The following is a 22,898-nucleotide window of genomic DNA, read 5'->3' on the forward strand; positions in this document are numbered from 1 at the left end:
ACTGTCAGTGCCCGCCGATAGCCTCTCCGTCATGCCTGCCCGTATCACCGATCCCGATCAGCTCAAGGAGCTCCTCGGCATCCCGTTCACCCCGGAGCAGACGGCCTGCATCATCGCGCCGCCCGCCCCGCAGGTGATCGTGGCCGGTGCCGGCTCGGGCAAGACCACCGTGATGGCGGCGCGCGTGGTGTGGCTGGTCGGAACCGGCCAGGTGGCCCCCGAGCAGGTCCTCGGCCTCACCTTCACCAACAAGGCCGCCGGTGAACTCGCCGAGCGGGTCCGCAAGGCACTGGTCAGGGCCGGCGTCACCGATCCCGACGTCATCGACCCGGACAACCCGCCGGGCGAGCCGGTGATCTCGACGTATCACGCCTTCGCGGGCCGCCTGCTGACCGACCACGGCTTGCGCATAGGGCTGGAACCCACCTCCCGCCTGCTCGCCGACGCCACCCGCTACCAACTCGCCGCGCGCGTGCTGCGCGAGGCCCCGGGCCCCTATCCGGCGCTCACCCGCTCCTTCGCCGACCTGGTCAGCGACCTCCTCGCACTGGACGCCGAACTCGCGGAGCACCTCGTACGACCCGAGGACCTGCGTGCGTACGACGCCGACCTGCTGCGGACATTGGAGGGCGCCAAGCTCACCAACGCCGATCTGCGCAAGGTGCCCGAGACGGCCGCCGCCCGCCGTGAACTCGCCGACCTCGTGGTCCGCTACCGCGCCGCCAAGCGGGAACGCGACCTGCTGGACTTCGGCGACCAGATCGCCCTGTCCGCCCGGCTCGCCCGGAACCCCGAAGTGGGCCGCGTCCTGCGCGACGAGTTCCGGGTGGTGCTCCTCGACGAGTACCAGGACACCTCCGTGGCCCAGCGGATCCTGCTCGCAGGCCTGTTCGGCGGCGGCACCGGCCACCCCGTCACCGCGGTCGGCGACCCCTGCCAGGCCATCTACGGCTGGCGCGGGGCCTCCGTCGCCAACCTCGACGACTTTCCCGAGCACTTCGCCCACGCCGACGGCCGCTCGGCCGCCCGGCAGGCGCTCAGCGAGAACCGCCGCAGCGGCGGGCGCCTCCTGGACCTCGCCAACGGCCTCGCGGAGCCCCTGCGCGCCATGCACGCGGGCGTGGAGGCACTCCGCCCGGCCCCCGGCGCCGAACGTGACGGCATCGTCCGCTGCGCACTGCTGCCCACGCACGCCGAGGAGATCGACTGGATCGCCGACTCGATCACGCACCTGGTGAACACCGGCAAGGCGCCCGGAGAGATCGCCGTCCTGTGCCGTACGGCCACCGACTTCGCCGAGATCCAGGGCGCGCTCGTCGCCCGGGACGTCCCCGTCGAGGTCGTCGGCCTGTCCGGGCTGCTGCACCTGCCCGAGGTCGCCGACCTGGTCGCCGTCTGCGAGGTCCTCCAGGACCCCGGCGCCAACGCCTCCCTCGTGCGGCTGCTGACCGGCCCGCGCTGGCGGATCGGCCCGCGCGACCTGGCCCTCCTGGGGCGACGCGCCCGGCTCCTCGTGTCCCACGCGCGCGTGGACGGCGACGACGACCCGGACCGCCGACTCGCCGAAGCCGTCGAGGGGGTGGACCCGTCCGAGGTGATTTCGCTCGCGGATGCCCTCGACACGTTCCTGGAGACCCCGTTCGACAGGGACGGGGACAGGGACGACGACGGCCTGCCCTTCTCCCCGGACGCGCGCGTGCGGTTCGCGCGCCTGGCCACCGAGCTGCGCGACCTGCGCCGCTCCCTGGCCGACCCCCTCATGGACGTCCTGCACCGCGTCCTGGCCGTCACCGGCCTGGAGGTGGAACTGTCGGCGTCCCCGCACGCCCTGGCGGCCCGCCGACGCGAGACGCTGTCGAACTTCCTGGACGTCGCCGCCTCGTTCGCCGCCGGCGACGGCGAGGCGACCCTGCTGGCCTTTCTCGGCTTCCTGCGGACCGCCGCCCAGTACGAGAAGGGCCTCGACAACGCGCTGCCCGGCGGCGAGAACACCGTCAAGGTGCTCACCGCGCACAAGTCCAAGGGCCTGGAGTGGGACGTCGTCGCCGTCCCCGGCCTGGTCACCGGCACCTTCCCCAGCAGCCAGGGCCGTGAGAAGTGGACCTCCCAGGGCAAGGTGCTGCCACATGAACTGCGCGGCGACGCCGATACCCTCCCCGACATCGCGTCCTGGGACTCGCGGGGGCTGAAGGCCTTCCAGGAGGCCATGAAGGAACACCAGCACACCGAGGAACTCCGCCTCGGCTACGTCACCTTCACCCGTCCCCGCTCCCTCCTCCTGGGCTCCGGCCACTGGTGGGGCCCGACCCAGAAGAAGCCGCGCGGCCCCTCCGACTTCCTGCGGGCCCTGTACGAGCACTGCGCGGACGGGCACGGCGAGATCGAGATCTGGGCGGAGGAGCCCGCCGAGGACGAGGAGAACCCCGTCCTGCACCAGGTGTCCGCCGACCAGGTGTGGCCCCTGCCCCTGGACGAGGCGGCCCTGACCAGGCGTCGGGCCGCCGCCGAGACGGTACTGGCCCACCTGGAGTACCTCGCCTCCCACCCGGACGGCCACCCGGCGGCCACGCACGACCCGGACACCTACGACGACCCGGACTGGCCCGCCCCACCGGACGACGAGACCGCTCCCGAGGACGACCACTACGAAGACGACCACTACGAAGACGGCCACTACGAAGACGGCCCCTACGCCGAAGGGGATTCCTACGCCGAGGAGGGCTCGTTCGGTGAGGAGGACCCGACCGAATGGGGCTCCTGGACCACCGACCGCCCGACCGTCCCGCACCAGGCGGCAGCCCCGGACGCCCCGCAGCACCCCCGCCAGGGACCCGCGCGCCCCCACCCCCGATCCGCGCGCCCCCACTCCGAGTCCGCGCGCCCCCACCCCACGGAACCGGAGACCGATCACCCACGCCTCACTTCGGACGAGGCCCGCACCATCGCCTCCTGGGACCGCGACCTCGACGCCCTCACCGGCGAACTCCTGCGTGCCCGGCACAGCGTCACCGAGGTCCCCCTGCCCGCGTCGCTCACCGCGTCCCAGCTGCTGCGCCTGGCCGCCGATCCGGACGGCCTCGCACAGGAGCTGGCCCGCCCCATGCCCCGCCCGCCGCAGCCCGCCGCCCGCCGCGGCACCCGCTTCCACGCCTGGGTCGAGTCCCGCTTCGAGGCGCTCACGCTGCCCATGCTGGAACCGGAGGAGCTACCCGGAAGCGAGGCCGAGATCGCCGACGAGCACGACCTGGAAACCCTCAAGGACGCCTTCGAACGCACCGACTACGCCCAGCGCACGCCCTACCGTGTGGAGGCCCCCTTCCAGCTCGCGCTCGCCGGCCGCGTGGTCCGGGGCCGGATCGACGCCGTCTACCAGGAAGGCGACGGCGACGAAACGACGTACGACATCGTCGACTGGAAGACCAACCGCGGTCGCACGGCCGACCCGCTGCAGCTCGCGGTGTACCGGCTCGCCTGGGCCGAGCAGCAGGGCATCCCCCTGGAGTCGGTCACGGCGGCTTTCCTGTACGTGCGAAGCGGCGAGGTCGTACGACCGGACGGGCTGCCGGACCGCGCGGCACTGGAGCGGCTCCTTCTGGAGGAGCCCGGGGGTGAGGAACCGCACGACGAGGATGTCACTGCGGGCCGATAGGCTCGTGACCATGAGCCAGCCCGTTGACAGTGCCGTCAGCGCCGTCCGTATGTACATCGAGCAACACCGTGCCGCCTTCCTCGACGACCTGGCCGAGTGGCTGCGCATCCCGTCCGTGTCGGCCCAGCCCGACCACGCGCCCGATGTACGACGCAGCGCCGACTGGCTCGCCGCCAAACTCCGGGAGACCGGCTTCCCGACCACCGAGGTCTGGGAGACACCGGGTGCACCGGCCGTCTTCGCCGAATGGCCCTCCGCCGATCCCGAAGCGCCCACGGTCCTGGTCTACGGCCACCACGACGTACAGCCCGCCGCCCGCGAGGACGGCTGGGACAGCGAGCCCTTCGAGCCCGTCGTCCGCGACAACCGCCTCTACGCGCGCGGGGCGGCCGACGACAAGGGCCAGGTGTTCTTCCACACACTCGGCGTCCGCGCCCACCTCGCCGCCACCGGCCGCACCGCTCCCGCCGTCCATCTCAAGCTGCTGATCGAGGGCGAGGAGGAGTCCGGTTCCCCGCACTTCCGCGCACTCGTCGAGCAGCACGTGGACGGGCTGGCCGCCGACGTCGTGATCGTCTCCGACACCGGCATGTGGTCCGAGGACACCCCCACGGTGTGCACCGGCATGCGCGGCCTCGCCGAGTGCGAGATCCGGCTGCACGGCCCCGACCAGGACATCCACTCCGGCGCATTCGGCGGCGCCGTCCCCAACCCGGCCACCGCCGTAGCCCGCCTCGTCGCCGCGCTGCACGACGAGCACGCGCGCGTGACGGTCCCCGGGTTCTACGACGGCATCGTCGAGCTCACCGACCGCGAGCGCGAACTCCTCGCCGAACTGCCCTTCGACGAGCCGCAGTGGCTGCGCACCGCCAAGTCGTACGCCACCCACGGCGAGGCCGGGCACACCACCCTGGAGCGCGTCTGGACCCGCCCCACCGCCGAGGTCAACGGCATCGGCGGCGGCTACCAGGGCCCCGGCAGCAAGACGATCATCCCGTCCTCCGCCATGGTGAAACTCTCCTTCCGGCTGGTCGCGGGACAGAACCCCGACCACATCGAGAAGATCGTCCGCGCCTGGGCCGAAGAGCAGGTGCCGACCGGGATCCGCAGCGAGATCACGTTCCTCGCCGCCACGCGCCCGTGCCTGACGCCGCTCGACCACCCGGCTCTCCAGTCCGTCGTCCGCGCCATGGGCCGCGCCTTCGAACAGCCCGTCCGCTTCACCCGCGAAGGCGGTTCGGGACCGGCCGCCGACCTCCAGGAGGTGCTGGGAGCCCCCGTGCTCTTCCTCGGCATCTCCGTCCCGTCCGACGGCTGGCACGCACCGAACGAGAAGGTCGAGCTGGACCTGCTCCTCAAGGGCGTCGAAACCGCCGCGTACCTGTGGGGCGACCTCGCGGAGCACTGGAGCCATGCGCCCTGACCGCCCCGAGCCCGCCCGGTCGGCAGAACGGACGCGGCACACTGGAAGAGCTGTCCCGTACTGCCACGCCTTGCCGGACCCGGTCACCTCCCGCCGTACGTCCCGCTGAACCGCCCGCGAAACACCCTTTCCACCGGGGGAGTTGGAAGCACCCGTGACCACCTGGACCGACCAGACCGCCGACCGCCCCATCTCGCTCACCGCCCCGAGCGGCATCGACCGCGCCGCCCACCACCGGCTCGACGAGGCCTGGCTCGCGGCGGCGTGGAGCCACCCCACGACCCGTTGCTTCGTGGTCTCCGGCGGCCAGGTCCTCGTCGACGAGACGGCGGACGGCCGTACCGAACTCGTGATGACCCCGTCCTTCGAGGCGCCCCTCACCGAGGCGCACCGCTACTTCCTCGGCATCGACGAGGACGGCGTGCGCTACTTCGCCCTCCAGAAGGACGCGCTCCCCGGCCGTATCGACCAGTCCGCGCGCCCGGCGGGCCTGCGCGAGGCCGGTCTGCTCCTCTCGTCCCGTGACGTCGGCCTGATGGTGCACGCGGTCGGCCTGGAGAACTGGCAGCGCACGCACCGCTTCTGCTCACGCTGCGGCGAGCGCACGGTCATCGCCGCGGCCGGTCACGTCCGCCGCTGCCAGGCCTGCGGCGCCGAGCACTACCCGCGCACCGACCCCGCCGTGATCATGGCGGTCACCGACGAGGACGACCGCATTCTCCTGGGCCGCCAGGTCCACTGGCCCGAGGGCCGCTTCTCGACGCTCGCCGGCTTCGTCGAGCCCGGCGAGTCCATCGAACAGACGGTGCGCCGCGAGGTCTTCGAGGAGGCCGGCATCACCGTCGGCCAGGTCGAGTACGTCGCCAGCCAGCCCTGGCCGTTCCCGTCCAGCCTGATGCTTGGCTTCATGGCCCACGCCACCTCGACCGACATCGACGTCGACGGCGACGAGATCCACGAGGCCCGCTGGTTCTCCCGCGACGAGCTGCGTGCCGCCTTCGACTCCGGCGAGGTCCTGCCGCCCTACGGCATCTCGATCGCGGCCCGTCTGATCGAGCTCTGGTACGGCAAGCCGCTGCCGACAAGGAGCTTCGTGTGAGCCACGGCCACTCGCTGGTGTAGCCACGACAGCGCAAGGGCGGTCCCCGAGAAATTCCTCCGGGACCGCCCTTTCCACACCACGTGAGCGGTTACGCGCCGACCTTCTGCTTGACCTGGGCCAGCGAAGGGTTGGTGAGCGTCGAGCCGTCCGGGAACAGCACGGTGGGAACCGTCTGGTTTCCGCCATTCGCCTTCTCGACGAACGCGGCGGATTCCGGGTCCTGCTCGATGTTGATCTCGTTGTACGCGATGCCCTCGCGGTCCATCTGGCCCTTCAGCCGGCGGCAGTAGCCGCACCACGTGGTGCTGTACATCGTCACAGTGCCCGGCATGTCTCTCGCGCTCCTTCGGCGGCTCGGGGATGCGTGCTCGCAGTGAGGGAACGTACTTGAAAGGGCCACCATTCCCGTCGGCGTGGTCAAACCGAAGTGATTCCCGCCGCACCACCCGGACGGGACGCCTGCCGCATTAGTACGACTGCGGGTGCCCGCCTGTGGACAACCGGCTCATCCGTCTCCGGCGACCTGGCAGCATGGCCGTGTGACAGCAGCAACGCACTCCCCCCTCTTCCCGCGGACACCGGACTCGGCCGACGCGGTACTCGAAGGGCTCGACCCCGAGCAGCGCGAGGTCGCCACCGCCCTGCACGGTCCGGTGTGCGTGCTGGCGGGCGCCGGCACGGGCAAGACGCGGGCGATCACCCACCGCATCGCCTACGGCGTGCGCGCGGGCATCCTCCAGCCGTCCAGCGTGCTGGCCGTCACCTTCACCAACCGCGCCGCCGGCGAGATGCGCGGCCGACTCCGGCAGCTCGGCGCGGGCGGCGTCCAAGCCCGCACCTTCCACTCCGCCGCCCTGCGTCAGCTCCAGTACTTCTGGCCGAAAGCCATCGGTGGCTCCATCCCCAGGCTCGTCGACCGCAAGGTCCAGCTCGTCGCCGACGCGGCCGCCGCCTGCCGCATCCGCCTCGACCGGGGCGAACTGCGGGACGTCACCGGCGAGATCGAGTGGTCCAAGGTCACCCAGACCGTCCCCGCCGACTACCCGCTCGCCGCCGCCAAGGCAGGACGTGAGGCCCCCCGCGCCCCTGCCGAGATCGCCCAGCTCTACTCCGCGTACGAGGACCTCAAGCGCGACCGGGCCCTCATCGACTTCGAGGACGTCCTGCTGCTGACCGTGGCCGTCCTCCAGGACCGGCACGATGTCGCCGACCAGGTCCGTTCCCAGTACCAGCACTTCGTGGTCGACGAGTACCAGGACGTCAGTCCCCTCCAGCAGCGCCTGCTGGAACTGTGGCTGGGCGACCGGGACAACCTCTGTGTGGTCGGTGACGCCAGCCAGACGATCTACTCGTTCACCGGAGCAACCCCCGACCACCTGCTCGACTTCCGCACCCGCCACCCCGGGGCCACGGTCGTCAAGCTGATCCGCGACTACCGTTCCACGCCCCAGGTCGTCCACCTCGCCAACGGCCTCCTCGCCCAGGCCCGCGGCCGGGCCGCCGACCATCGCCTGGAGCTGGTCTCCCAGCGCGCCGCGGGCCCCGAGCCCGTCTACAGCGACTACCCCGACGAGCCCGCCGAGGCCGAGGGCGCCGCCCGACGGATCCGCGAGCTCATGGACGCGGGCGTCCGCGCCAGCGAGATCGCCATCCTGTTCCGCACCAACTCCCAGTCCGAGACCTACGAACAGGCCCTCGCCGACGCCGGAGTCCCCTACCAGTTGCGGGGCGCAGAGCGCTTCTTCGACCGCCCCGAGGTCCGCAAGGCCGGCATCGCCCTGCGCGGCGCGGCCCGCTTCGGCGGCAACGACTCCCTCCTCGACGATGTCATCGACCTGCCCTCCCAGGTGCGTGCGGTGCTCTCCGGAGAGGGCTGGACCACCGAGCCGCCGGCCGGCTCCGGAGCCGTCAGAGAACGCTGGGAGTCCCTCGCGGCTCTCGTGAACCTCGCGCAGGACTTCGCCGCCGCCAGACCCGGCGCCACCCTCGGCGACCTCGTGGCCGAACTCGACGAGCGGGCGGGCGCCCAGCACGCCCCGACCGTGGAAGGCGTCACCCTCGCCTCCCTGCACTCCGCCAAGGGCCTGGAGTGGGACGTCGTCTTCCTGGTCGGCGTCGCCGAAGGCATGATGCCGATCACCTACGCAAAGACCGACGAGCAGATCGAGGAGGAGCGCCGACTCCTCTACGTCGGCGTCACCCGCGCCCGGGAACACCTTCACGTCTCCTGGGCGCTCTCCCGCTCGCCCGGCGGCCGCCCGAGCCGCCGCCCCAGCCGCTTCCTCGACGGGCTGCGCCCCGGTTCGGCCGCCGCCGCGGGGGGCAGGGCCGCGACAGGTGGCCCCGGAGGCGTCGAGCGTGGCTTCACCAGCAGGCCGGGCGCCGCCCCGCGACGCAGGCAGCGCACTGTGGCGCGCTGCCGAGTGTGCGGGCGCACGCTCACCGACGCGGGGGAGTTGAAACTGATGCGTTGTGAGGACTGTCCGTCCGACATGGACGAGGGTCTCTACGAGCGACTGCGCGAGTGGCGCGCGGTCCAGGCGCAGCGCAGCGGACAGCCGGCCTTTTGCGTCTTCACCGACAAGACGCTGATGGCGATCGCCGAGGCCGCCCCCGACGACGACGGGGAGTTGGCCCGAATCCCCGGGGTCGGCATGCGCAAACTCAACCGCTACGGAGCCGATGTCCTCGCCCTCTGTGCAGGCCAGGAGCCTGGGGGAGAGGAAGACGGGGATTGATGCGAACTCGTCGAAAAAATAGTTTGCGCATGCCCCAGCGATCCCCATAGGTTCTTAGCCACGGGGACGGAGGCCTTCTCGGGGGCCCCGATTCCGTGCTGTACTTGCATACCCGTCGGACTGGTTCATCCCAGTCCCCAGAGACGCCGAGAGGAGGCGATTCCAGTGATCAGCATCAACAACAGCTCCATCAGCACCGCCAAAATGACCGATCGCTCGGTCGTCTCCACGTGCATGCTCGGCTCCTCTGCCCCGGGCACCGGTCTGTCCGGCATTCATGCCGCGCGTCCGGCGTCCTCCGTGTCTCTGGCGGGTCTTCCCGTCCGAGAGCGCAATGAGCGACCGATCAAGGCACTGGAAGCAGTAGGGGCACAGGCGCAGGCCTATGCCTTTGCGGCAGCCGGTGCCGGTAGCCGGAAGCAGACGCAGCACCACCTGATGTGGGCCTTCCGTGGGCCAGAACCCTGGAGTGATCCAGCCTGATCGTCGATCAGGCCGGCGCCTTCAGGGCCGCGGAACCCCACCCGGGATCCGCGGCCCTTCTGTTTGTCCTCGAACGGGGATGACGGAACGAAGGGGCCTCGGGACAAGAAAAGAACCCGGTACCAGCCGACAACCGGTCCAACAGGGCCGGAACGACCAGACGAGGAAGACGAACCGTGCAACTCGAAGCGCACGCCCCGTCCGTACCGCCTTCCGAAACGATCCCCCCGCCCGGCCTCACGGAGGACTCCACCTTGTTGACCCCGCTCACCGCGCTCACCGCGCTCGACGACGCCATCGAGAACCTCGGCGTACCCGTCCCCTGCCGCTCCTACGACCCGGAGGTCTTCTTCGCCGAGTCGCCGGCCGACGTCGAGTACGCCAAGTCCCTCTGCCGCACCTGCCCGCTGGTCGAGGCCTGCCTCGCCGGCGCCAAGGAGCGGCGTGAGCCCTGGGGCGTCTGGGGTGGCGAGCTGTTCGTGCAGGGTGTCGTCGTCGCCCGGAAGCGGCCGCGTGGTCGCCCGCGCAAGAACCCGGTCACGGCATGAACACCGCAGGAACGATCGACCGTCCTTTCACGCACGACCCCAAGAAGCAGGCCCCGATGAAGCCGTCCACCAACGAGCACGCAGGCGCGACGCCTGAAGACTTCACCAAGAGTGGCGCGATGGACTCGCGCCAGAACAGGACCCGAGAGATGCAACTCATCCCAGAAGCCCTGGCCCGTGCGCATATGCACGAGCTCCTGCATGAGGCCGAGCGAGACCGTCAGGCCGTGCGCCTGGCGGCCGCCCGCCGGATGCAGCGCCGGGCCGAGCGCGCCTCGCTGCGCGCCCGCCGCGCGCTCGCCATGGCCGTCATGCAGTAATCCCGAACACACCTGAAGCGGTGGCCTCCCGGCCTGGGGAGGCGGAGCTCTCAGCGCGGGGGCCGGTCCGGCCGAACGGACCGGCCCCCGTGGTGCGTTGTGCCGACCAACCGCAGGCCGCGGCGATATCGTCACCGGGTGACGAGTCTTCCCGGAGACAGTGACCACAGCAGCGGCTCCGCCAGGGAGCCCGAGCCCCTCGTGTGCGCCCGCTGCGGCACCCGCGCCGAGGCACCGCAGCCCACCTGGGCCTGCTCCGTGGAGAACGGCACCCGGTACTACTTCTGCGACCGCTGCTCCCGGGAGAGCCTCAGGGCGATCGAGGGGCGGTTGGACTCGGCCTGGTGGTAAGCCGGGCCGACGCCCTCACACCTCCGCCACCCACTCCTCCTCCTCCTCCTCGTCCTCGTCCTCCGACAAGGTGTCGTCGCCCTTCTCCAAGATCGCTGCCGGGACGAATCCCGGCAGCCACTCCTCCAGTTCCTCGCGCAGACGCACCGTCGAACCCAGCTGGCACAGCACGCCGATGGTGCTCAGGGTCACGCGGTGGATCAGGAGGTAGGCCGGGGGCAGGTTGAGCTGCTTGCCCAGCTGATGGGCGGGGGAGCGGGGGTCGGCGATGCGGGCCGCCTGGCTGCGTATCCAGGTGCGGGTGAAGGTGAACTCGTCGGCCTGCGCCGGTTCGATGATCGGCAGGAGGTAGTCGAGGACCGCGTCGGGGTCGAGCTCTATGGACTCCTTGACGAAGCCCTCGGCACACAGGAGCTCGTAGACGGCCTCCGCCTCGCCGTCGATCGTCATGCGCAGGGAGGTACCGATCGTGGTGGGCAGACCGCCCGGGAGGCGGTCGACCGTGCCGAAGTCCAGGACGCCCAGGCGCCAGTCCTCCTCGCCGTCCGGGCCACCGGGCAGGAGCCGGAAGTTGCCCGGGTGCGGATCGGCGTGCAGCAGGCCGGTGCGAGCGGGGCCGGAGAAGAGGAAGCGGGCCAGGAGCTGGCCTGCGCGGTCGCGCTGCTCCTGGGTGCCGTCGGCGATCACCTCCGACAGCGGGACGCCGTCCATCCACTCCGTTACCAGAACCTGTTCGCACTGATGGACCACACCGGGCACCGCCACATCCGGATCGTCCGCGAACTCCTCGGCGTGGGCGCGCTGGGCCTGCGCTTCCAGGCCGTAGTCCAGTTCCTCGGAGACCCGGTCCCTGAGCTCCGTGATCAGCGGCTTGATGTCCACACCGGGGATGAGAGGGCCCAACAGGCGGGCGAACCGGCTCAGCTGGGTCAGGTCGGACAGCAGGGCCTCGCCGGCGCCCGGGTACTGCACCTTGACCGCCACCTCGCGGCCGTCGTGCCACACCCCGCGGTGCACCTGGCCGATCGAGGCTGCCGCCGAGGGCTTGTCCTCGAACTCCAGGAACAGACCCTTCCAGTCCTCGCCGAGGCGCTCCGTCAACACCGTGTGCACGGTGCGGGTCGGCATCGGGGGTGCCGCCTCCTGGAGCTTCGTCAGGGCCGCCCGGTAAGGACCGGCGACCTCCTCGGGGAGCGCCGACTCGAACACCGACAGGGCCTGGCCGAACTTCATCGCGCCGCCCTTGAGTTCGCCGAGCACCTTGAACAGCTGCTCCGCCGTGCGCTGTTGCAACTCACGGCCGACCAACTCGGCGGACTCGCCCACGATCCGCTTACCGAGCCCCCAGGTCGCCCGTCCGGCGAAACCGAGCGGGAGCGCGGCAAGCTTGGCGGTACGGGTGACCGCCTTGCGGGGAAGATCAGACATGCGCCCTCCAGGTGCCAGCCAGCCGCGCCGCGTCAGCCCTACGGCGAAACTCCTTCGACGGTTGTTGCTCCGCCATTGTCTCGTGCCACTCCCCGCTCTTGGAGGTGTGTTCCTCCTTACCTTTCTCCACTGCACCTTTCTCCGCTGCCCCACACGGACAGGCGGAGTGCGCCCAGACCGGCCGAGCATGCCAGTTGAGGGCGGGCAGGGCGACCTCCCAGCGCGCGCCGGCACTCGACGGGGCCCGGCCGTCCAGGAAGGCGAGGGCGTGCGCTGCCGCCAGACCCGCTACCGTCGTGGCCAGCGTCAGATCGCAGGGGCGCGCCTGCCGCGCCTGGCGTGGCGTGCCGGAGCGCCACTGGGCGACCAGTCGGGGCCAGGTCCCGTCACGGTCGACGCGCGCCTCGTGCAGACATCCGGCGCAGCCCGTCTCGCCGGGCAGGACGAGTGGACCCACCACCCCGGTACCTTCCACGACCCCGGCGTACAGATGGGGAGTACCGGAGGTGATCAGGGGATCGGCGGCGGAGCGGTCGGGGGCGTGCACGTCCACGTCGTCCCGCGGGGCGAGGATCACCAGGGACAGGCCGGCGTTGTCGCCTTCGACCGGTGTGCCGGGGCCGCGGCGTGGTGGGCTGTCCGGGGCGGCTCGGCGCACGGCCCGCCGAGCAGCCTCGTCCCTGCGGTCTCCGACGGACTCCGCGGAGAGTCCGCCTGGCGCGACATCCCCCGGCTCGACACAGCCGACGTCGCGCACCTCGACCTCGCCGATACCCGCGCCCGACAGCAGCGAGGCCAGGACCGCGCCCACCCGGCCCGCACCTCTCACCTGGACACGCAATGAACGGCGCGCGGCCAGCAGGCCGATCGCCTCACCCGGCTCGGACGCGGTCAGCGACAAAGAAGCCAGATCAGGTCGCAACCGGTCGAGGACCTCCTTCTTCGCCCGTAGGGCCTCGGCGCCCGGCCCGCCTCCTCTCGCGTCGTCGACGAGTCCGGCCCGCGCCAGCCTCTCCACCAGGGCGTCGACATGCCCGTCGGGCAGATCCATCCGACGGGCCTCCTCCCGCAGGAGCGGAAGCCCACGCGTGCCGTTGAGTAGATCGAGGAAGCTACCCGTCGCCGTGTCCATCGGGCCCACTGTCATCGCGTGCGCCGGAGTCATCCCGAATTGCACGGTGTTGAGGTCGCGCCAGCCGCGCCTGAGCGCGGGCTTCACGATCGGAACCATCGACTGCGACTTCTTCGCCTGCGAAACCGTCGGCTGCATGACAGACCCCCGTTGCCCTCGTAGAACATCCCCGTCAGGCCGGCGGATTCGGTCGGACGTCAGGTATTCGGTCAGGACACCCGTCGCACCTCCGCCGGCGAGTGCCAGCATGCCCCGGGCCGGGCGACGGGCGCCGAAAGTTGTCCACAGGCGGGGGCATTCGTCGTACAAGTCAGTCGTATGAATCAAACGCATGTGGGGGATCGGAGCCCAACCGTCCCGGAGTCGGGACTTCCCCCGTGTGCAGCGGGTAACGTCGGGGCGTGCCCGCCGATCCCCTGCACCGCACCGGAACGCCACAGCGCAGCAAGATGAGCCAGCCGCCGAGCGGCTCGGGGGCGAGCGCGATCGAGGTGCGCAGGAGTGCCCGGCGTCGCCGGACGGTCTCCGCGTACCGCGAGGGCGATCGCACCATCGTGCTCATCCCTGCCCGGATGTCCGAGGCGGAGGAGCAGCGCTGGGTGAGTGTCATGCTCGACAAGCTGGCCGCCCAGGAGAGCAAGCGGGTCCTGGGCGACGCCGAGTTGACCGAACGTGCCGAGCGGCTGTCCGCCCAGTACTTCGACGGCCGGGCCAGGCCCAACTCGGTGCGCTGGGTCACCAACCAGAACACACGCTGGGGCTCGTGCACCCCCGCCGAGGGCAGCATCCGTCTGTCGCACCGCCTTCAGGGCATGCCCGAGTACGTCGTCGACTACGTCCTCCTCCATGAGCTCGCGCATCTGCTCGTGCCCGGACACGGGCCGCGCTTCTGGCGGCTGTTGGAGGCGTACCCGCGCACGGAGCGGGCCAAGGGCTATCTCGAAGGCGTGGTCGCCGCCGAGCGGTTGCCGCATCTGCCGGCCGCCCCCGGAGAGTGACGCGCCCGCGGCAAGCGGCGACCGCGGCTCCGGTTCCCGGCTTCCCGAGCGGGATTTTGTACTGGGTCTGTACCGACTTCCGCCGGTGTCCGAGTTTGCCGTTAGCCTGTCGCGACGCACTGTTATTCGGGATGGGGGACGGTCGTTACGCATGGCCAGGGAATTCCAACGAGGCCACAAGGCCAAGATCAGTGACCTGACCGCGGGTACGGATCTGTACGTGGGTGTACAGATCTCCGGCCCCGGACTGACCTTCGACATCAGCTGCTTCGGTCTCGACGCCGACGAACGGCTCTCGGACGACCGGTACTTCATCTTCTTCAACCAGCCGAAGTCACCCGAGGACTCGGTCCAGCTCCTGGGCGCGCAAGCGGGCGACACCGAGTCCTTCCGGGTCACGCTCGATCAGATCCCGCCGCAGATCCAGAAGCTGTCGTTCACCGCGACGCTCGACGGCGCCGGTCAGATGTCACAGATCGCCCCCGGATACGTCCGAATCGTCGCCGGCGGGGAGGAGGTCGCCCGGTACTCCTTCGACGGCGCCGAGTTCTCCACCGAGCGCGCCGTGATGCTGGGGGACTTCTACCTGAAGGACGTGTGGCGTTTCGCCGCTGTCGGACAAGGGTTCGACGGGGGTCTGGACGCGCTGTTGAAGAACTTCGGTGGAGAGGTCGCCGAGGAGGAGCCCGCGCCAGACGCCCCGGCACCGACCCAGGCGCCGGCCTTCGCACCGCCGCCGCAGCAGGCCCCCGCGCCGCAGGCGCCCGCCCCCGCGCCCACCTTCGGCGCTCCGGCTCCCCCGCCCGCCCCGCACGCCCCGGCCCCGTCCGTCCACACGGCCCCGACGATCGTCGGGACCACGCCGGCCGGCGGAGTCGGCACCCCGCCCGGCACCCCGCCCGTCGCGCCTCCCGGCGTCCCGCCGCAGGCGCCCACCGCGCCGACGAGCCCTCAGATGTTCACGCCTCCCGGAGCGGGCCCGCAGACGTTCACGCCCCCGGGCGCTCCCTCGGCCATTCCTGGCCAGGGGCAGCCCTTCGGCGGAGCCACGGCGCTCGCGCCCGTGCCGCCCGAGGCCAACGTCCGCGTCGTCCTGACGAAGTACGCGGAAGCCCCGGTCGGCGACCGCTGGACGGAGCAGAACCCGCAGCTCGTGCGCGCGACGCTCACCAAGGGTGCCCCGATCCTCGCCAAGCAGGGCAGCATGGTCGCCTACCAGGGCGACATCGACTTCGCCCACAAGGGCTCCGGCCTGCTCGGCAAGCTCACCGGAGCGCTCACCGGGCAGGGCATGTCCCTGATGCGCTGTTCCGGCGACGGGGAGGTCTTCCTCGCCGACGAGGCGAGCCGCGTGTTCGTCATCCGTCTCCAGGGCGAGCAGCTCTACACCAGCGCACAGGGTGTGCTCGCGTTCGACGAGGCACTGGACACCGAGGTCCGCCGGATCGAGGGCGCGGGACTGCCCGGCGGGGGCCTGTTCAGCATGCTGTTCTCGGGTACGGGTGCGGTCGCGGTGAAGACGCGCGGTGTACCGGTCGTCATCCCGGTCGGCCCGGCCACCTACGTCGACGGGAACGCCGTCATCGCCTGGTCCGCCGGCGCGCAGGCCGTCACCACGACCGCGCTCAGGCTGCGCCGGTCCGGATACGCCCGGCAGACCTCCGAGGCCGTGAACCTCCAGTTCCGCGGCGCCCCCGGCAACTTCGTCGTCGTACAGCCCTTCGAGGTGTGAGGCCCATGGACACCCAGACTCTCAGCGCGCACCGCGCCGCTTCGACCGGCGTCCGGATGACTGTGCACAGCTCCAAGACGCTCAAGGTCACCATGGCCACCGGGCACGACCTGCTGGCCAAGGCCGGCTCCATGATCGCGTACGAGGGCTATGTGCAGTTCGACGGGGCGCCCGCCAACCTGCGTCGTTCGGCGGAGGAGATGGTCACCGGCGAGGGCGGCAAGCTGATGCTCTGCCGGGGTGACGGCGACCTGTACCTCGCCGACTACGGCGGCGACGTCCTCGTCCTGCACCTCGACAACGAGGCCCTGTCGGTCAACGGTGCCACGCTGCTCGCGTGCGACGCCTCGCTGGAGCTGACGATCGAACCGGTCAAGGGTCTCGCCAAGCTGTCCGGCTCCGGACTGACCAACCTCGTCGTACGCGGCACGGGCTGGGTGTCGCTGGTCAGCCGGGGCATCCCGATGGCCCTGGACTGCGCCGAGCGTGAGACGTACGTCGACCCGGACGCGCTCATCGCGTGGACGGCCGGGATGGACATGAAGGCCCGCCGCACCGTCAAGGCGAGCGCCCTGATCGGCCGGGGCAGTGGCGAGGCATTCCAGATCGGTTTCAAGGGCCAGGGCTTCGTGGTGGTCCAGCCGAGCGAGGACACCGGCGACCGATTCAAGGTCCGGGGCTGAGGGGAGCACCAGGCACATCATGCACAGCACACTCTTCGCACACATTCCGGTGGAGTCCACCGGCCGTTACACCCTGCAGAACCCACAGCTCCTCAAGACCGACGTCACCCAGGGCAGCAGCCCCGTACTCGCGCGCCAGGGGGCCATGGTGGCCTTCGAGGGGCAGGTGGAGTTCGACAGCCAGTACCGCAACCGCAGCTGGCGCAACGTCGAGCGGATGACCGGCGAGCGTCTGGAGCTCATGCGCTGCAAGGGCAACGGCGTCGTCTATCTCGCCAATCTGGCTCAGCATCTGCACATCATGGAGGTCGGCCGCGGTCTCACCGTCGACAGCTCCTACGTGCTCGCCTTCGACGGCTCCCTGGGGGTCGGCATCGTCGCGGTGGACAGTGCCGTGGAGGTGGCCTCGGCGGGTGCCTACAACCTGGAGTTGTCCGGATCGGGGCAGATCGTCCTCATGACCTCGGGCGAGCCACTGGTGCTGGAGGTCACTCCGGAGAAGAACGTCTGCTGCGACGCGGACGCCGTGGTCGCCTGGTCGACGTCGCTGCGGACCCAGCTCCAGGCTCCCACCTCCACGTCCGCAGTGTGGCGCCGCCGTGGCTCCTCCGGTGAGGGCTGGGAGATGCAGTTCTCGGGGACGGGCCATGTCCTGGTGCAGCCCAGTGAGCTGCTGCCACCGCAGCATCTGCGGACATCGGGCGTGCTCGGCCAGTTCGGCATGGGCAGCGGCGGCCTGCGCGGGAACAACCTCGGGGGCAGCAACAGCTGACGCCGTCCGGCATCGTCCGGAAACCAGACGTAAGGGGCGACCGCCAGGGTGTGCGCCCCTTACCTCTGCCCTCCGTGCCCCCGTGCCTGCGAGCCTCGTATGCCTCAGAGCCTCGCGCGGGCCGCCTCCACCAGACGTACGACCGACTCGTCGGCGACATCGGTGACCTCGTCGTACGCGAACCAGCGCAGGTCCAGGGACTCGTCGCTGATCGCTTCGACGGCACCGGACGGAGCGAGCGCCGCGTACTGGACGTCGAGGTGCCAGGCGCAGGGCGTGTGATGGCGGTCCAGGCGCACCGGGCCGCCGGGCAGCAGGCGCAGCCCCGCGATGCCCGACTCCTCGGTGCCCTCGCGCAGGGCGGCCGCCGCCAGGGTGTCGTCGGCCGGTTCGCAGTGGCCGCCCATCTGCAGCCATATGCGGAGCTTCCTGTGCAGGGTCAGCAGCACCCGTCCGTGTTCCGGGTCGATCACCATGGCGCTCGCCGTGATGTGCCCGTCCTCGCAGGCTTTCCACATGCCGTCCGGATGCTCCGCGAGGTGGTCCAGGTAGGCCTGGCGGAGCTCTGCCTGGTCCTCGTAGTTCTTCAGGACGAGGACCGCGTCGTCGTACAGGCTCACTCGGTGTCGTCGCCCTTGGCCTCGTCCTGAGGGCTCCCCTCGTCCGTGGAGCCGTCGTGCCCGGAGCCCTTGTCCTTCTTCTTGAGGTCGGGCTTGTCCGCCGCCTCGCCGAGCATCTTGTCCAGCTCGGAGAAGTCCAGCTGCTCGCGGTGCACGAAGCCGTCCGGGTCGTCCAGGTCGGAGGCGGTCGGCAGCATGTCAGGGTGGGCCCACAGGGCGTCCCGGCCGTCGACACCGCGCGCGTCCGTGAGCGAGGCCCACAGACGGGAGGCGTCCCGCAGGCGGCGCGGGCGCAGCTCCAGGCCGATCAGCGTGGCGAACGTCTGCTCGGCCGGGCCGCCGGAGGCGCGACGGCGGCGCAGGGTCTCGCGCAGCGCGTCAGCGGCCGCCAGACGGGGCTTCGCGGCCGCGTGCACCACCGCGTCGACCCAACCCTCGACGAGCGCCAGAGCCGTCTCCAGACGAGCCAGGGCCGCCTTCTGCTCCGGCGTGTCCTCCGGCTGGAACATGCCCTGCTGAAGGGCGTCCTGCAGCTGTTCCGGATTCTGCGGATCGAACTGGCCGACCACGTCCTCCAGCTTCGCGGTGTCGACCTTGATCCCGCGCGCGTAGCCCTCGACCGCGCCGAACAGATGCGAGCGCAGCCACGGCACATGCGCGAAGAGGCGCTGGTGGGCGGCCTCGCGCAGGGCGAGGTACAGCCGCACCTCCTCCTTCGACACGCCGAGGTCCCTGCCGAACGCGTCCATGTTCACGGGCAGCAGCGCTGCCTTGCCGGCCGGGCCGAGCGGCAGGCCGATGTCGGTGGAACCGACGACCTCGCCCGCGAGCACACCGACGGCCTGACCGATCTGCGTGCCGAACATGGCGCCGCCCATCGAGCGCATCATGCCGATCAGCGGGCCGGCCATGGCCTGCATCTCCTCCGGCAGGACGTCACCCATGGCGGCGCCGACACGCTCGGCGACCGGGTCCACCAACTCCTTCCACGCGGGCAGGGTCGCCTCCACCCACTCCGCTCGGCTCCACGCCACCGCGGAGGCCGCGCCGGACGGCAGGGACGTGGCGTCGTCCAGCCACAGGTCCGCCAGGCGGACGGCCTCCTGCACGGCGGTGCGGTCGGCGGGGCCGACGCTCGTGTCCTTGGTGCCGTCCGCCGTGCCCTGCGAGACCGTCTGGCGGGCGATCTGTTTGGCCATGTCCCAGTTCACCGGGCCGCCCTCGTACGAGAGCATCTGGCCCAGCTGCTGGAAGGCGGCGCCCAGGTCGGTGGGGTTCAGTGAACCGAACATGGCAGCGAGCGGATTGTCCGCGCCCGGGCCGCCAAAGCCTCCGGGCATCTCGCCGAAACCGAACGGGTTGGCCGGTCCCTGACCACCGCCGCTCTGCGGGTCCTTCTTCTTGCCCTCGTCGCCGTCGTCCGGCTCCTCCGGCGGAAGGCCGAATCCGAATGGGGTGTCACTCACGGGATTCCTCGGCTGGTAAGGCCACCGGTTCTTTCCGGCGGCGCGGCTGCCCGACAACACCACCCAGCGTAGACACCATGGGCGGTTCGGGCCTCGGTGCTTCGCCGACTCGCGGCCTGCGGCAGGATGGATGCCACCTGGTACGTGCGCTTCACGCGCGCTCGTACTGAAGACAACCGCTGGAGACGCCCGGTGAGTTCCCCAGATCCACAGGTTCGCGCAGCGCGAAACCAGTCAACCAGTTCCGCCAAGCGCGGGCCCGTCGTCGCGGTCACCGGCGCAGCGTCCGGAATCGGGGCGCTGCTCACCGAGCGGCTCGCCGCTTCTGAGGAGATCAAGCAGGTCATCGGCCTCGACGAGCGTCGGGGCGAGTGCGTCGGCGCGCAGTGGCACATCCTGGACGTGCGGGATCCGGCCATCGCGGAGAAGCTGCGCGGGGCGGATGTCGTGGTGCATCTGGCTCTCGACCTCGACCTGGAGACCGATGCCGCCGCCCGGACGGCGTACAACGTGCGGGGGACGCAGACCGTACTGACCGCGGCCGCCGCGGCCGGGGTCCATCGGGCCGTGCTGTGCACGTCCTCCATGGTCTACGGGGCCCTGCCGGACAACGAGCTGCCCTTGTCGGAGGACGCGGAGCTGCGGGCCACGGCGGAGGCGACCGGGGTCGGGGACCTGCTGGAGATCGAGCGACTGGCTCGCAGGGCACCTCGGGCGCATCCGGGACTCAATGTCACCGTAGTGCGGCCGGCTGTGCTCGTCGGCGGTACCGACACCGCGCTGACCAGGTATTTCGAGTCGCCTCGACTGCTCGTTGTGGCAGGGTCCCGGCCTGCCTGGCAGTTCTGTCACGTCGAGGATCTGTGCAGTGCTCTGGAGTACGCCGTCCTGGAGAAGGTCGAGGGGGAGCTGGCCGTCGGGTGCGACGGGTGGCTGGAGCAGGAGGAGGTCGAGGAGCTGAGCGGGATCCGGCGGATGGAGCTGCCCTCGGCTGTCGCGCTGGGGGCGGCGGCTCGGCTGCATCGGATCGGGCTCACGCCGTCTCCGGCGGGGGATCTGGCGTACACGATGTACCCCTGGGTGGTGAGCGGGAGCCGGCTGCATGACGCGGGGTGGCGGCCGCAGTGGACCAACGAGGAGGTGCTCGCGGAGCTTCTCGAGGAGGTTTCCGGGAGACATACGGTGGCCGGGCGGCGGCTTGGGCGGAAGGACGCGACGGCCGCGGGGGCCGCGGGGGCGACGGTGGCGCTGTTGGGAGCGGCGGCGGTGGTGCGGCGGGCTCGCAAGGCGCGTCGGCGGATCTGATCCGAAGGAGACGTCCTCGCGGGCGCAGAGAGGGCGTGTCCTCGCTTGGCGCCGTGGGCAGTGGGCCGTGCCCAACGGGATGGGAACGGCGACCGGTGCTGATCAGCCCCGAACCGGGTCTGTGGGGCTCCGAGCGACCACGCGCGAGTGCCGGGCGATGACGCTGTTCCCCGTGGTCCCGAGCGTGCGGCACGATAGGGGCTATGGCACCCACACACGACCACCCCGGTGAGCAGACGGCCCAGGATCCGATCAGGCTGCTTGCCGTGCGGGAGACGGACCTCTCCCTGGACGAGGTGTTCCGGGCCGTCGGGGACGACGCAGCCGGGGGCACCGCCTTGTTCGTGGGGACCGTGCGGAACCATGACGGGGGCGCCGATGTCGAGGCGCTCGGGTATTCGTGTCATCCCAGTGCCGAGGCCGAGATGCGGCGGATCGCCGAGAAGGTGGTCGCGGAGTATCCGGTGCGGGCGCTTGCCGCCGTGCACCGGGTGGGGGACCTCCGGGTCGGGGACCTCGCCGTAGTCGTCGCCGTTTCCTGTCCGCACCGGGGCGAGGCCTTCGAGGCCTGTCGGAAGCTGATCGACGATCTCAAGCACGAAGTGCCCATCTGGAAGCACCAGACGTTCTCCGACGGGACCGAGGAGTGGGTCGGGGCCTGTTGACCCCGACGATTCGGCAACCCCGCCCCTCAGGGGCCTGGGGAGCTGGTGAACCCTTCATTCACCCGTCCGGTCGCGTAACCCCACCCCTGACGTGAGCGTTGTCAGCGCGGATGGTTAATCTGTTGATCAGTCAGTTGTGATCGTTCAGGTGGGGTTGGAGGTCGGCATGGGGGCGCTCGTCTGGTTGCTGATTCCGCTGTTGGCCGCGATCGGCGCCGGCCTGTGGGGCAGTTGGGCCAACCGGACCCGCAAGTCCCGTGGTGACGGTCCCGAACTTGACGGATATGCCCGGTTCCGCGCGGCCATGGAGAAGCCCCACTCCGGCACGTGACCGGATGCGGCCCTGACGGTGCGCTGACAGGACCGTCCCGTACTGTCATGCCATGCCACGCCGCACCGCGACGATGCTCGCCTCCACCCTGATGCTGATCACGCTTTTGTGCGCTGGAGTCTTCATCAACGTGCCGTATTCGGAGATGTCACCCGGGCCGACGGTGAACACGCTCGGGGACCACGACGGCGAGCCGGTGCTGCAGATCTCGGGGCGCAAGACATACGCGACGAGCGGGCATCTGAACATGACCACCGTGCGGGTCACCAGCGCCGACTACAAGATGAACCTGGTCGAGGCCGTCTACGGATGGCTCGCGCACGACAACAGGGTCGTGCCGCACGACACCCTCTACCCCGACGGCAAGACCGAGGAGCAGTCCACCCAGGAGAACGCCGAGGAATTCAGCCAGTCCCAGGAGAGCGCCAAGGTCGCCGCCCTGAAGGAACTGGACGTTCCGGTGCGGTCCTGGGTGATCGTCTCGACCGTCGTCAAGGACTCCCCGGCCGAGGGCAGGCTGCACGCCGGTGACGTGATCAAGGCCGTCGACGGTACGGCGGTGAAGGCGCCGAACGACGTCGCCGAACTGGTGACCAAGCACAAGCCGGGCGACAAGGTCGTCTTCACGATCGTGCCCGCCAAGGAGCAGGCCGCCGCCGAGAAGGAGAACCGGACGCCGACGAAGACGCAGGACGTGACCATCACGACCAGGGCCTCCGCCGACAGCGGTAAGAAGCGCGCGATCGTCGGGATCTCCGCCGGAACCGACCACACGTTCCCCTTCACCATCGACATCAAGCTCGCCGACGTCGGCGGTCCGAGCGCCGGTCTGATGTTCGCGCTCGGCATCTACGACAAGCTCACGCCCGGCGACCTCACCGGCGGGAAGTTCGTCGCCGGCACCGGGACCATCGACGACGCAGGCAAGGTCGGCCCGATCGGCGGCATCGAGATGAAGACCGTCGGCGCGCGCGAGAAGGGCGCCCAGTACTTCCTCACGCCCGCCGACAACTGCGCGGCCGCCGCGAGCGACACCCCCAAGGGCCTCACGCTCGTCAAGGTGAACACCATCGACGACGCCCTGGGCGCCCTCAAGGACATTCGCTCCGGCGACACCGCCGACCTGCCGAAGTGCACGACGAAGTAGCCCGG

At 70.7% G+C, this 22,898-nt stretch carries 21 protein-coding genes; 16 read left to right on the forward strand and 5 right to left on the reverse strand.

Features of this window, described 5'->3' with window-relative positions:
- Positions 1-31 precede the first annotated feature (31 nt).
- The 3 genes from AB0H86_RS17035 (at position 32) to nudC (ending at position 6,171) form a co-directional block, all read left to right on the forward strand.
- Positions 32-3,649 carry a UvrD-helicase domain-containing protein gene (locus AB0H86_RS17035; RefSeq protein ID WP_362438238.1) on the forward strand — a complete coding sequence of 1,206 codons (3,618 nt, stop codon included), beginning with the start codon at positions 32-34 and terminating at the stop codon, positions 3,647-3,649.
- A 10-nt stretch (positions 3,650-3,659) separates the two neighbouring features.
- On the forward strand, positions 3,660-5,072 hold the full coding sequence (locus tag AB0H86_RS17040) for a dipeptidase (RefSeq protein WP_362438241.1): 1,413 nt from the start codon (positions 3,660-3,662) through the stop codon (positions 5,070-5,072).
- A 154-nt stretch (positions 5,073-5,226) separates the two neighbouring features.
- Positions 5,227-6,171, forward strand: coding sequence for an NAD(+) diphosphatase (nudC, locus tag AB0H86_RS17045; protein WP_362438244.1), 945 nt, complete (start codon positions 5,227-5,229; stop codon positions 6,169-6,171).
- Between the two features lie 91 nt (positions 6,172-6,262).
- Here nudC and AB0H86_RS17050 read toward each other — a convergent pair whose 3' ends face one another.
- A complete protein-coding gene (locus tag AB0H86_RS17050; RefSeq protein ID WP_362438247.1) occupies positions 6,263-6,505 on the reverse strand; it encodes a mycoredoxin in 243 nt (80 codons plus the stop codon).
- 151 nt (positions 6,506-6,656) lie between these two features.
- Here AB0H86_RS17050 and AB0H86_RS17055 point away from each other — a divergent pair, with 151 nt between their 5' ends.
- The 5 genes from AB0H86_RS17055 (at position 6,657) to AB0H86_RS17075 (ending at position 10,614) form a co-directional block, all read left to right on the forward strand.
- A complete protein-coding gene (locus AB0H86_RS17055) occupies positions 6,657-8,912 on the forward strand; it encodes an ATP-dependent DNA helicase UvrD2 (protein WP_362438250.1) in 2,256 nt (751 codons plus the stop codon).
- Positions 8,913-9,077: 165 nt separating this feature from the next.
- Complete coding sequence (locus AB0H86_RS17060) at positions 9,078-9,395, forward strand: hypothetical protein (RefSeq protein WP_362438252.1); 318 nt, start codon at positions 9,078-9,080, stop codon at positions 9,393-9,395.
- 176 nt (positions 9,396-9,571) lie between these two features.
- The gene (locus AB0H86_RS17065; RefSeq protein ID WP_356763496.1) at positions 9,572-9,943 is read left to right on the forward strand and encodes a WhiB family transcriptional regulator; all 372 of its coding nucleotides are present in this window, start codon (positions 9,572-9,574) and stop codon (positions 9,941-9,943) included.
- Positions 9,940-10,263 (forward strand): hypothetical protein, encoded by a 324-nt coding sequence (locus tag AB0H86_RS17070; protein ID WP_362438255.1) that lies wholly within the window; start codon positions 9,940-9,942, stop codon positions 10,261-10,263. Before AB0H86_RS17065 ends, AB0H86_RS17070 begins: the two co-directional genes overlap by 4 nt.
- A gap of 138 nt (positions 10,264-10,401) precedes the next feature.
- The gene (locus AB0H86_RS17075; protein WP_362438258.1) at positions 10,402-10,614 is read left to right on the forward strand and encodes a hypothetical protein; all 213 of its coding nucleotides are present in this window, start codon (positions 10,402-10,404) and stop codon (positions 10,612-10,614) included.
- Between the two features lie 15 nt (positions 10,615-10,629).
- Here AB0H86_RS17075 and AB0H86_RS17080 read toward each other — a convergent pair whose 3' ends face one another.
- Positions 10,630-12,042 carry an AarF/ABC1/UbiB kinase family protein gene (locus AB0H86_RS17080; RefSeq protein ID WP_362438261.1) on the reverse strand — a complete coding sequence of 471 codons (1,413 nt, stop codon included), beginning with the start codon at positions 12,040-12,042 and terminating at the stop codon, positions 10,630-10,632.
- On the reverse strand, positions 12,035-13,273 hold the full coding sequence (locus AB0H86_RS17085) for a TOMM precursor leader peptide-binding protein (protein ID WP_362438574.1): 1,239 nt from the start codon (positions 13,271-13,273) through the stop codon (positions 12,035-12,037). The genes AB0H86_RS17080 and AB0H86_RS17085 overlap by 8 nt, the downstream gene beginning before the upstream one ends.
- Positions 13,274-13,575: 302 nt before the next feature.
- Between AB0H86_RS17085 and AB0H86_RS17090 the strand changes: the two genes are divergently transcribed.
- From AB0H86_RS17090 to AB0H86_RS17105, 4 genes are all read left to right on the forward strand, one after another.
- A complete protein-coding gene (locus AB0H86_RS17090) occupies positions 13,576-14,172 on the forward strand; it encodes a M48 family metallopeptidase (protein WP_362438264.1) in 597 nt (198 codons plus the stop codon).
- Between the two features lie 151 nt (positions 14,173-14,323).
- Entirely contained in the window at positions 14,324-15,904 is a 1,581-nt protein-coding gene (locus AB0H86_RS17095) for a TerD family protein (RefSeq protein WP_362438267.1), read from the forward strand.
- Positions 15,905-15,909: 5 nt separating this feature from the next.
- Positions 15,910-16,587: an AIM24 family protein gene (locus tag AB0H86_RS17100; RefSeq protein WP_362438270.1), complete on the forward strand. Its 678-nt coding sequence runs from the start codon at positions 15,910-15,912 to the stop codon at positions 16,585-16,587.
- Between the two features lie 19 nt (positions 16,588-16,606).
- Positions 16,607-17,359, forward strand: a complete 753-nt coding sequence (locus AB0H86_RS17105) for an AIM24 family protein (protein ID WP_362438273.1) — start codon at positions 16,607-16,609, stop codon at positions 17,357-17,359.
- Between the two features lie 104 nt (positions 17,360-17,463).
- On the opposite strand, the gene AB0H86_RS17110 is transcribed toward AB0H86_RS17105, so the two are convergent.
- Positions 17,464-17,979, reverse strand: a complete 516-nt coding sequence (locus AB0H86_RS17110) for an NUDIX domain-containing protein (RefSeq protein ID WP_362438275.1) — start codon at positions 17,977-17,979, stop codon at positions 17,464-17,466.
- The gene (locus tag AB0H86_RS17115) at positions 17,976-19,445 is read right to left on the reverse strand and encodes a zinc-dependent metalloprotease (RefSeq protein WP_362438278.1); all 1,470 of its coding nucleotides are present in this window, start codon (positions 19,443-19,445) and stop codon (positions 17,976-17,978) included. Before AB0H86_RS17115 ends, AB0H86_RS17110 begins: the two co-directional genes overlap by 4 nt.
- A 192-nt stretch (positions 19,446-19,637) precedes the next feature.
- Here AB0H86_RS17115 and AB0H86_RS17120 point away from each other — a divergent pair, with 192 nt between their 5' ends.
- The 4 genes from AB0H86_RS17120 (at position 19,638) to AB0H86_RS17135 (ending at position 22,893) form a co-directional block, all read left to right on the forward strand.
- The gene (locus AB0H86_RS17120; RefSeq protein WP_362438281.1) at positions 19,638-20,750 is read left to right on the forward strand and encodes an SDR family oxidoreductase; all 1,113 of its coding nucleotides are present in this window, start codon (positions 19,638-19,640) and stop codon (positions 20,748-20,750) included.
- Between the two features lie 203 nt (positions 20,751-20,953).
- Positions 20,954-21,415, forward strand: a complete 462-nt coding sequence (locus AB0H86_RS17125; protein ID WP_362438283.1) for a molybdenum cofactor biosynthesis protein MoaE — start codon at positions 20,954-20,956, stop codon at positions 21,413-21,415.
- A gap of 148 nt (positions 21,416-21,563) precedes the next feature.
- On the forward strand, positions 21,564-21,746 hold the full coding sequence (locus AB0H86_RS17130) for a hypothetical protein (protein WP_362438596.1): 183 nt from the start codon (positions 21,564-21,566) through the stop codon (positions 21,744-21,746).
- A gap of 52 nt (positions 21,747-21,798) precedes the next feature.
- The gene (locus tag AB0H86_RS17135; protein WP_362438286.1) at positions 21,799-22,893 is read left to right on the forward strand and encodes a PDZ domain-containing protein; all 1,095 of its coding nucleotides are present in this window, start codon (positions 21,799-21,801) and stop codon (positions 22,891-22,893) included.
- Positions 22,894-22,898: the final 5 nt, after the last annotated feature.

Origin of the sequence: Streptomyces sp. NPDC050997, assembly GCF_040660135.1 — a bacterium.
Classification (GTDB): domain Bacteria; phylum Actinomycetota; class Actinomycetes; order Streptomycetales; family Streptomycetaceae; genus Streptomyces.

What these genes read in the sequence shown, in the direction of transcription:
- AB0H86_RS17135 (WP_362438286.1), top strand. Translation starts at nt 21,799, where the DNA reads ATGCCACGCCGCACCGCGACGATGCTCGCCTCCACCCTGATGCTGATC.
- AB0H86_RS17035 (WP_362438238.1), top strand. Translation starts at nt 32, where the DNA reads ATGCCTGCCCGTATCACCGATCCCGATCAGCTCAAGGAGCTCCTCGGC.
- AB0H86_RS17125 (WP_362438283.1), top strand. Translation starts at nt 20,954, where the DNA reads ATGGCACCCACACACGACCACCCCGGTGAGCAGACGGCCCAGGATCCG.
- AB0H86_RS17070 (WP_362438255.1), top strand. Translation starts at nt 9,940, where the DNA reads ATGAACACCGCAGGAACGATCGACCGTCCTTTCACGCACGACCCCAAG.
- AB0H86_RS17095 (WP_362438267.1), top strand. Translation starts at nt 14,324, where the DNA reads ATGGCCAGGGAATTCCAACGAGGCCACAAGGCCAAGATCAGTGACCTG.
- AB0H86_RS17105 (WP_362438273.1), top strand. Translation starts at nt 16,607, where the DNA reads ATGCACAGCACACTCTTCGCACACATTCCGGTGGAGTCCACCGGCCGT.
- AB0H86_RS17040 (WP_362438241.1), top strand. Translation starts at nt 3,660, where the DNA reads ATGAGCCAGCCCGTTGACAGTGCCGTCAGCGCCGTCCGTATGTACATC.
- AB0H86_RS17080 (WP_362438261.1), bottom strand. Translation starts at nt 12,042, where the DNA reads ATGTCTGATCTTCCCCGCAAGGCGGTCACCCGTACCGCCAAGCTTGCC.
- AB0H86_RS17050 (WP_362438247.1), bottom strand. Translation starts at nt 6,505, where the DNA reads ATGCCGGGCACTGTGACGATGTACAGCACCACGTGGTGCGGCTACTGC.
- AB0H86_RS17085 (WP_362438574.1), bottom strand. Translation starts at nt 13,273, where the DNA reads ATGGTTCCGATCGTGAAGCCCGCGCTCAGGCGCGGCTGGCGCGACCTC.
- AB0H86_RS17100 (WP_362438270.1), top strand. Translation starts at nt 15,910, where the DNA reads ATGGACACCCAGACTCTCAGCGCGCACCGCGCCGCTTCGACCGGCGTC.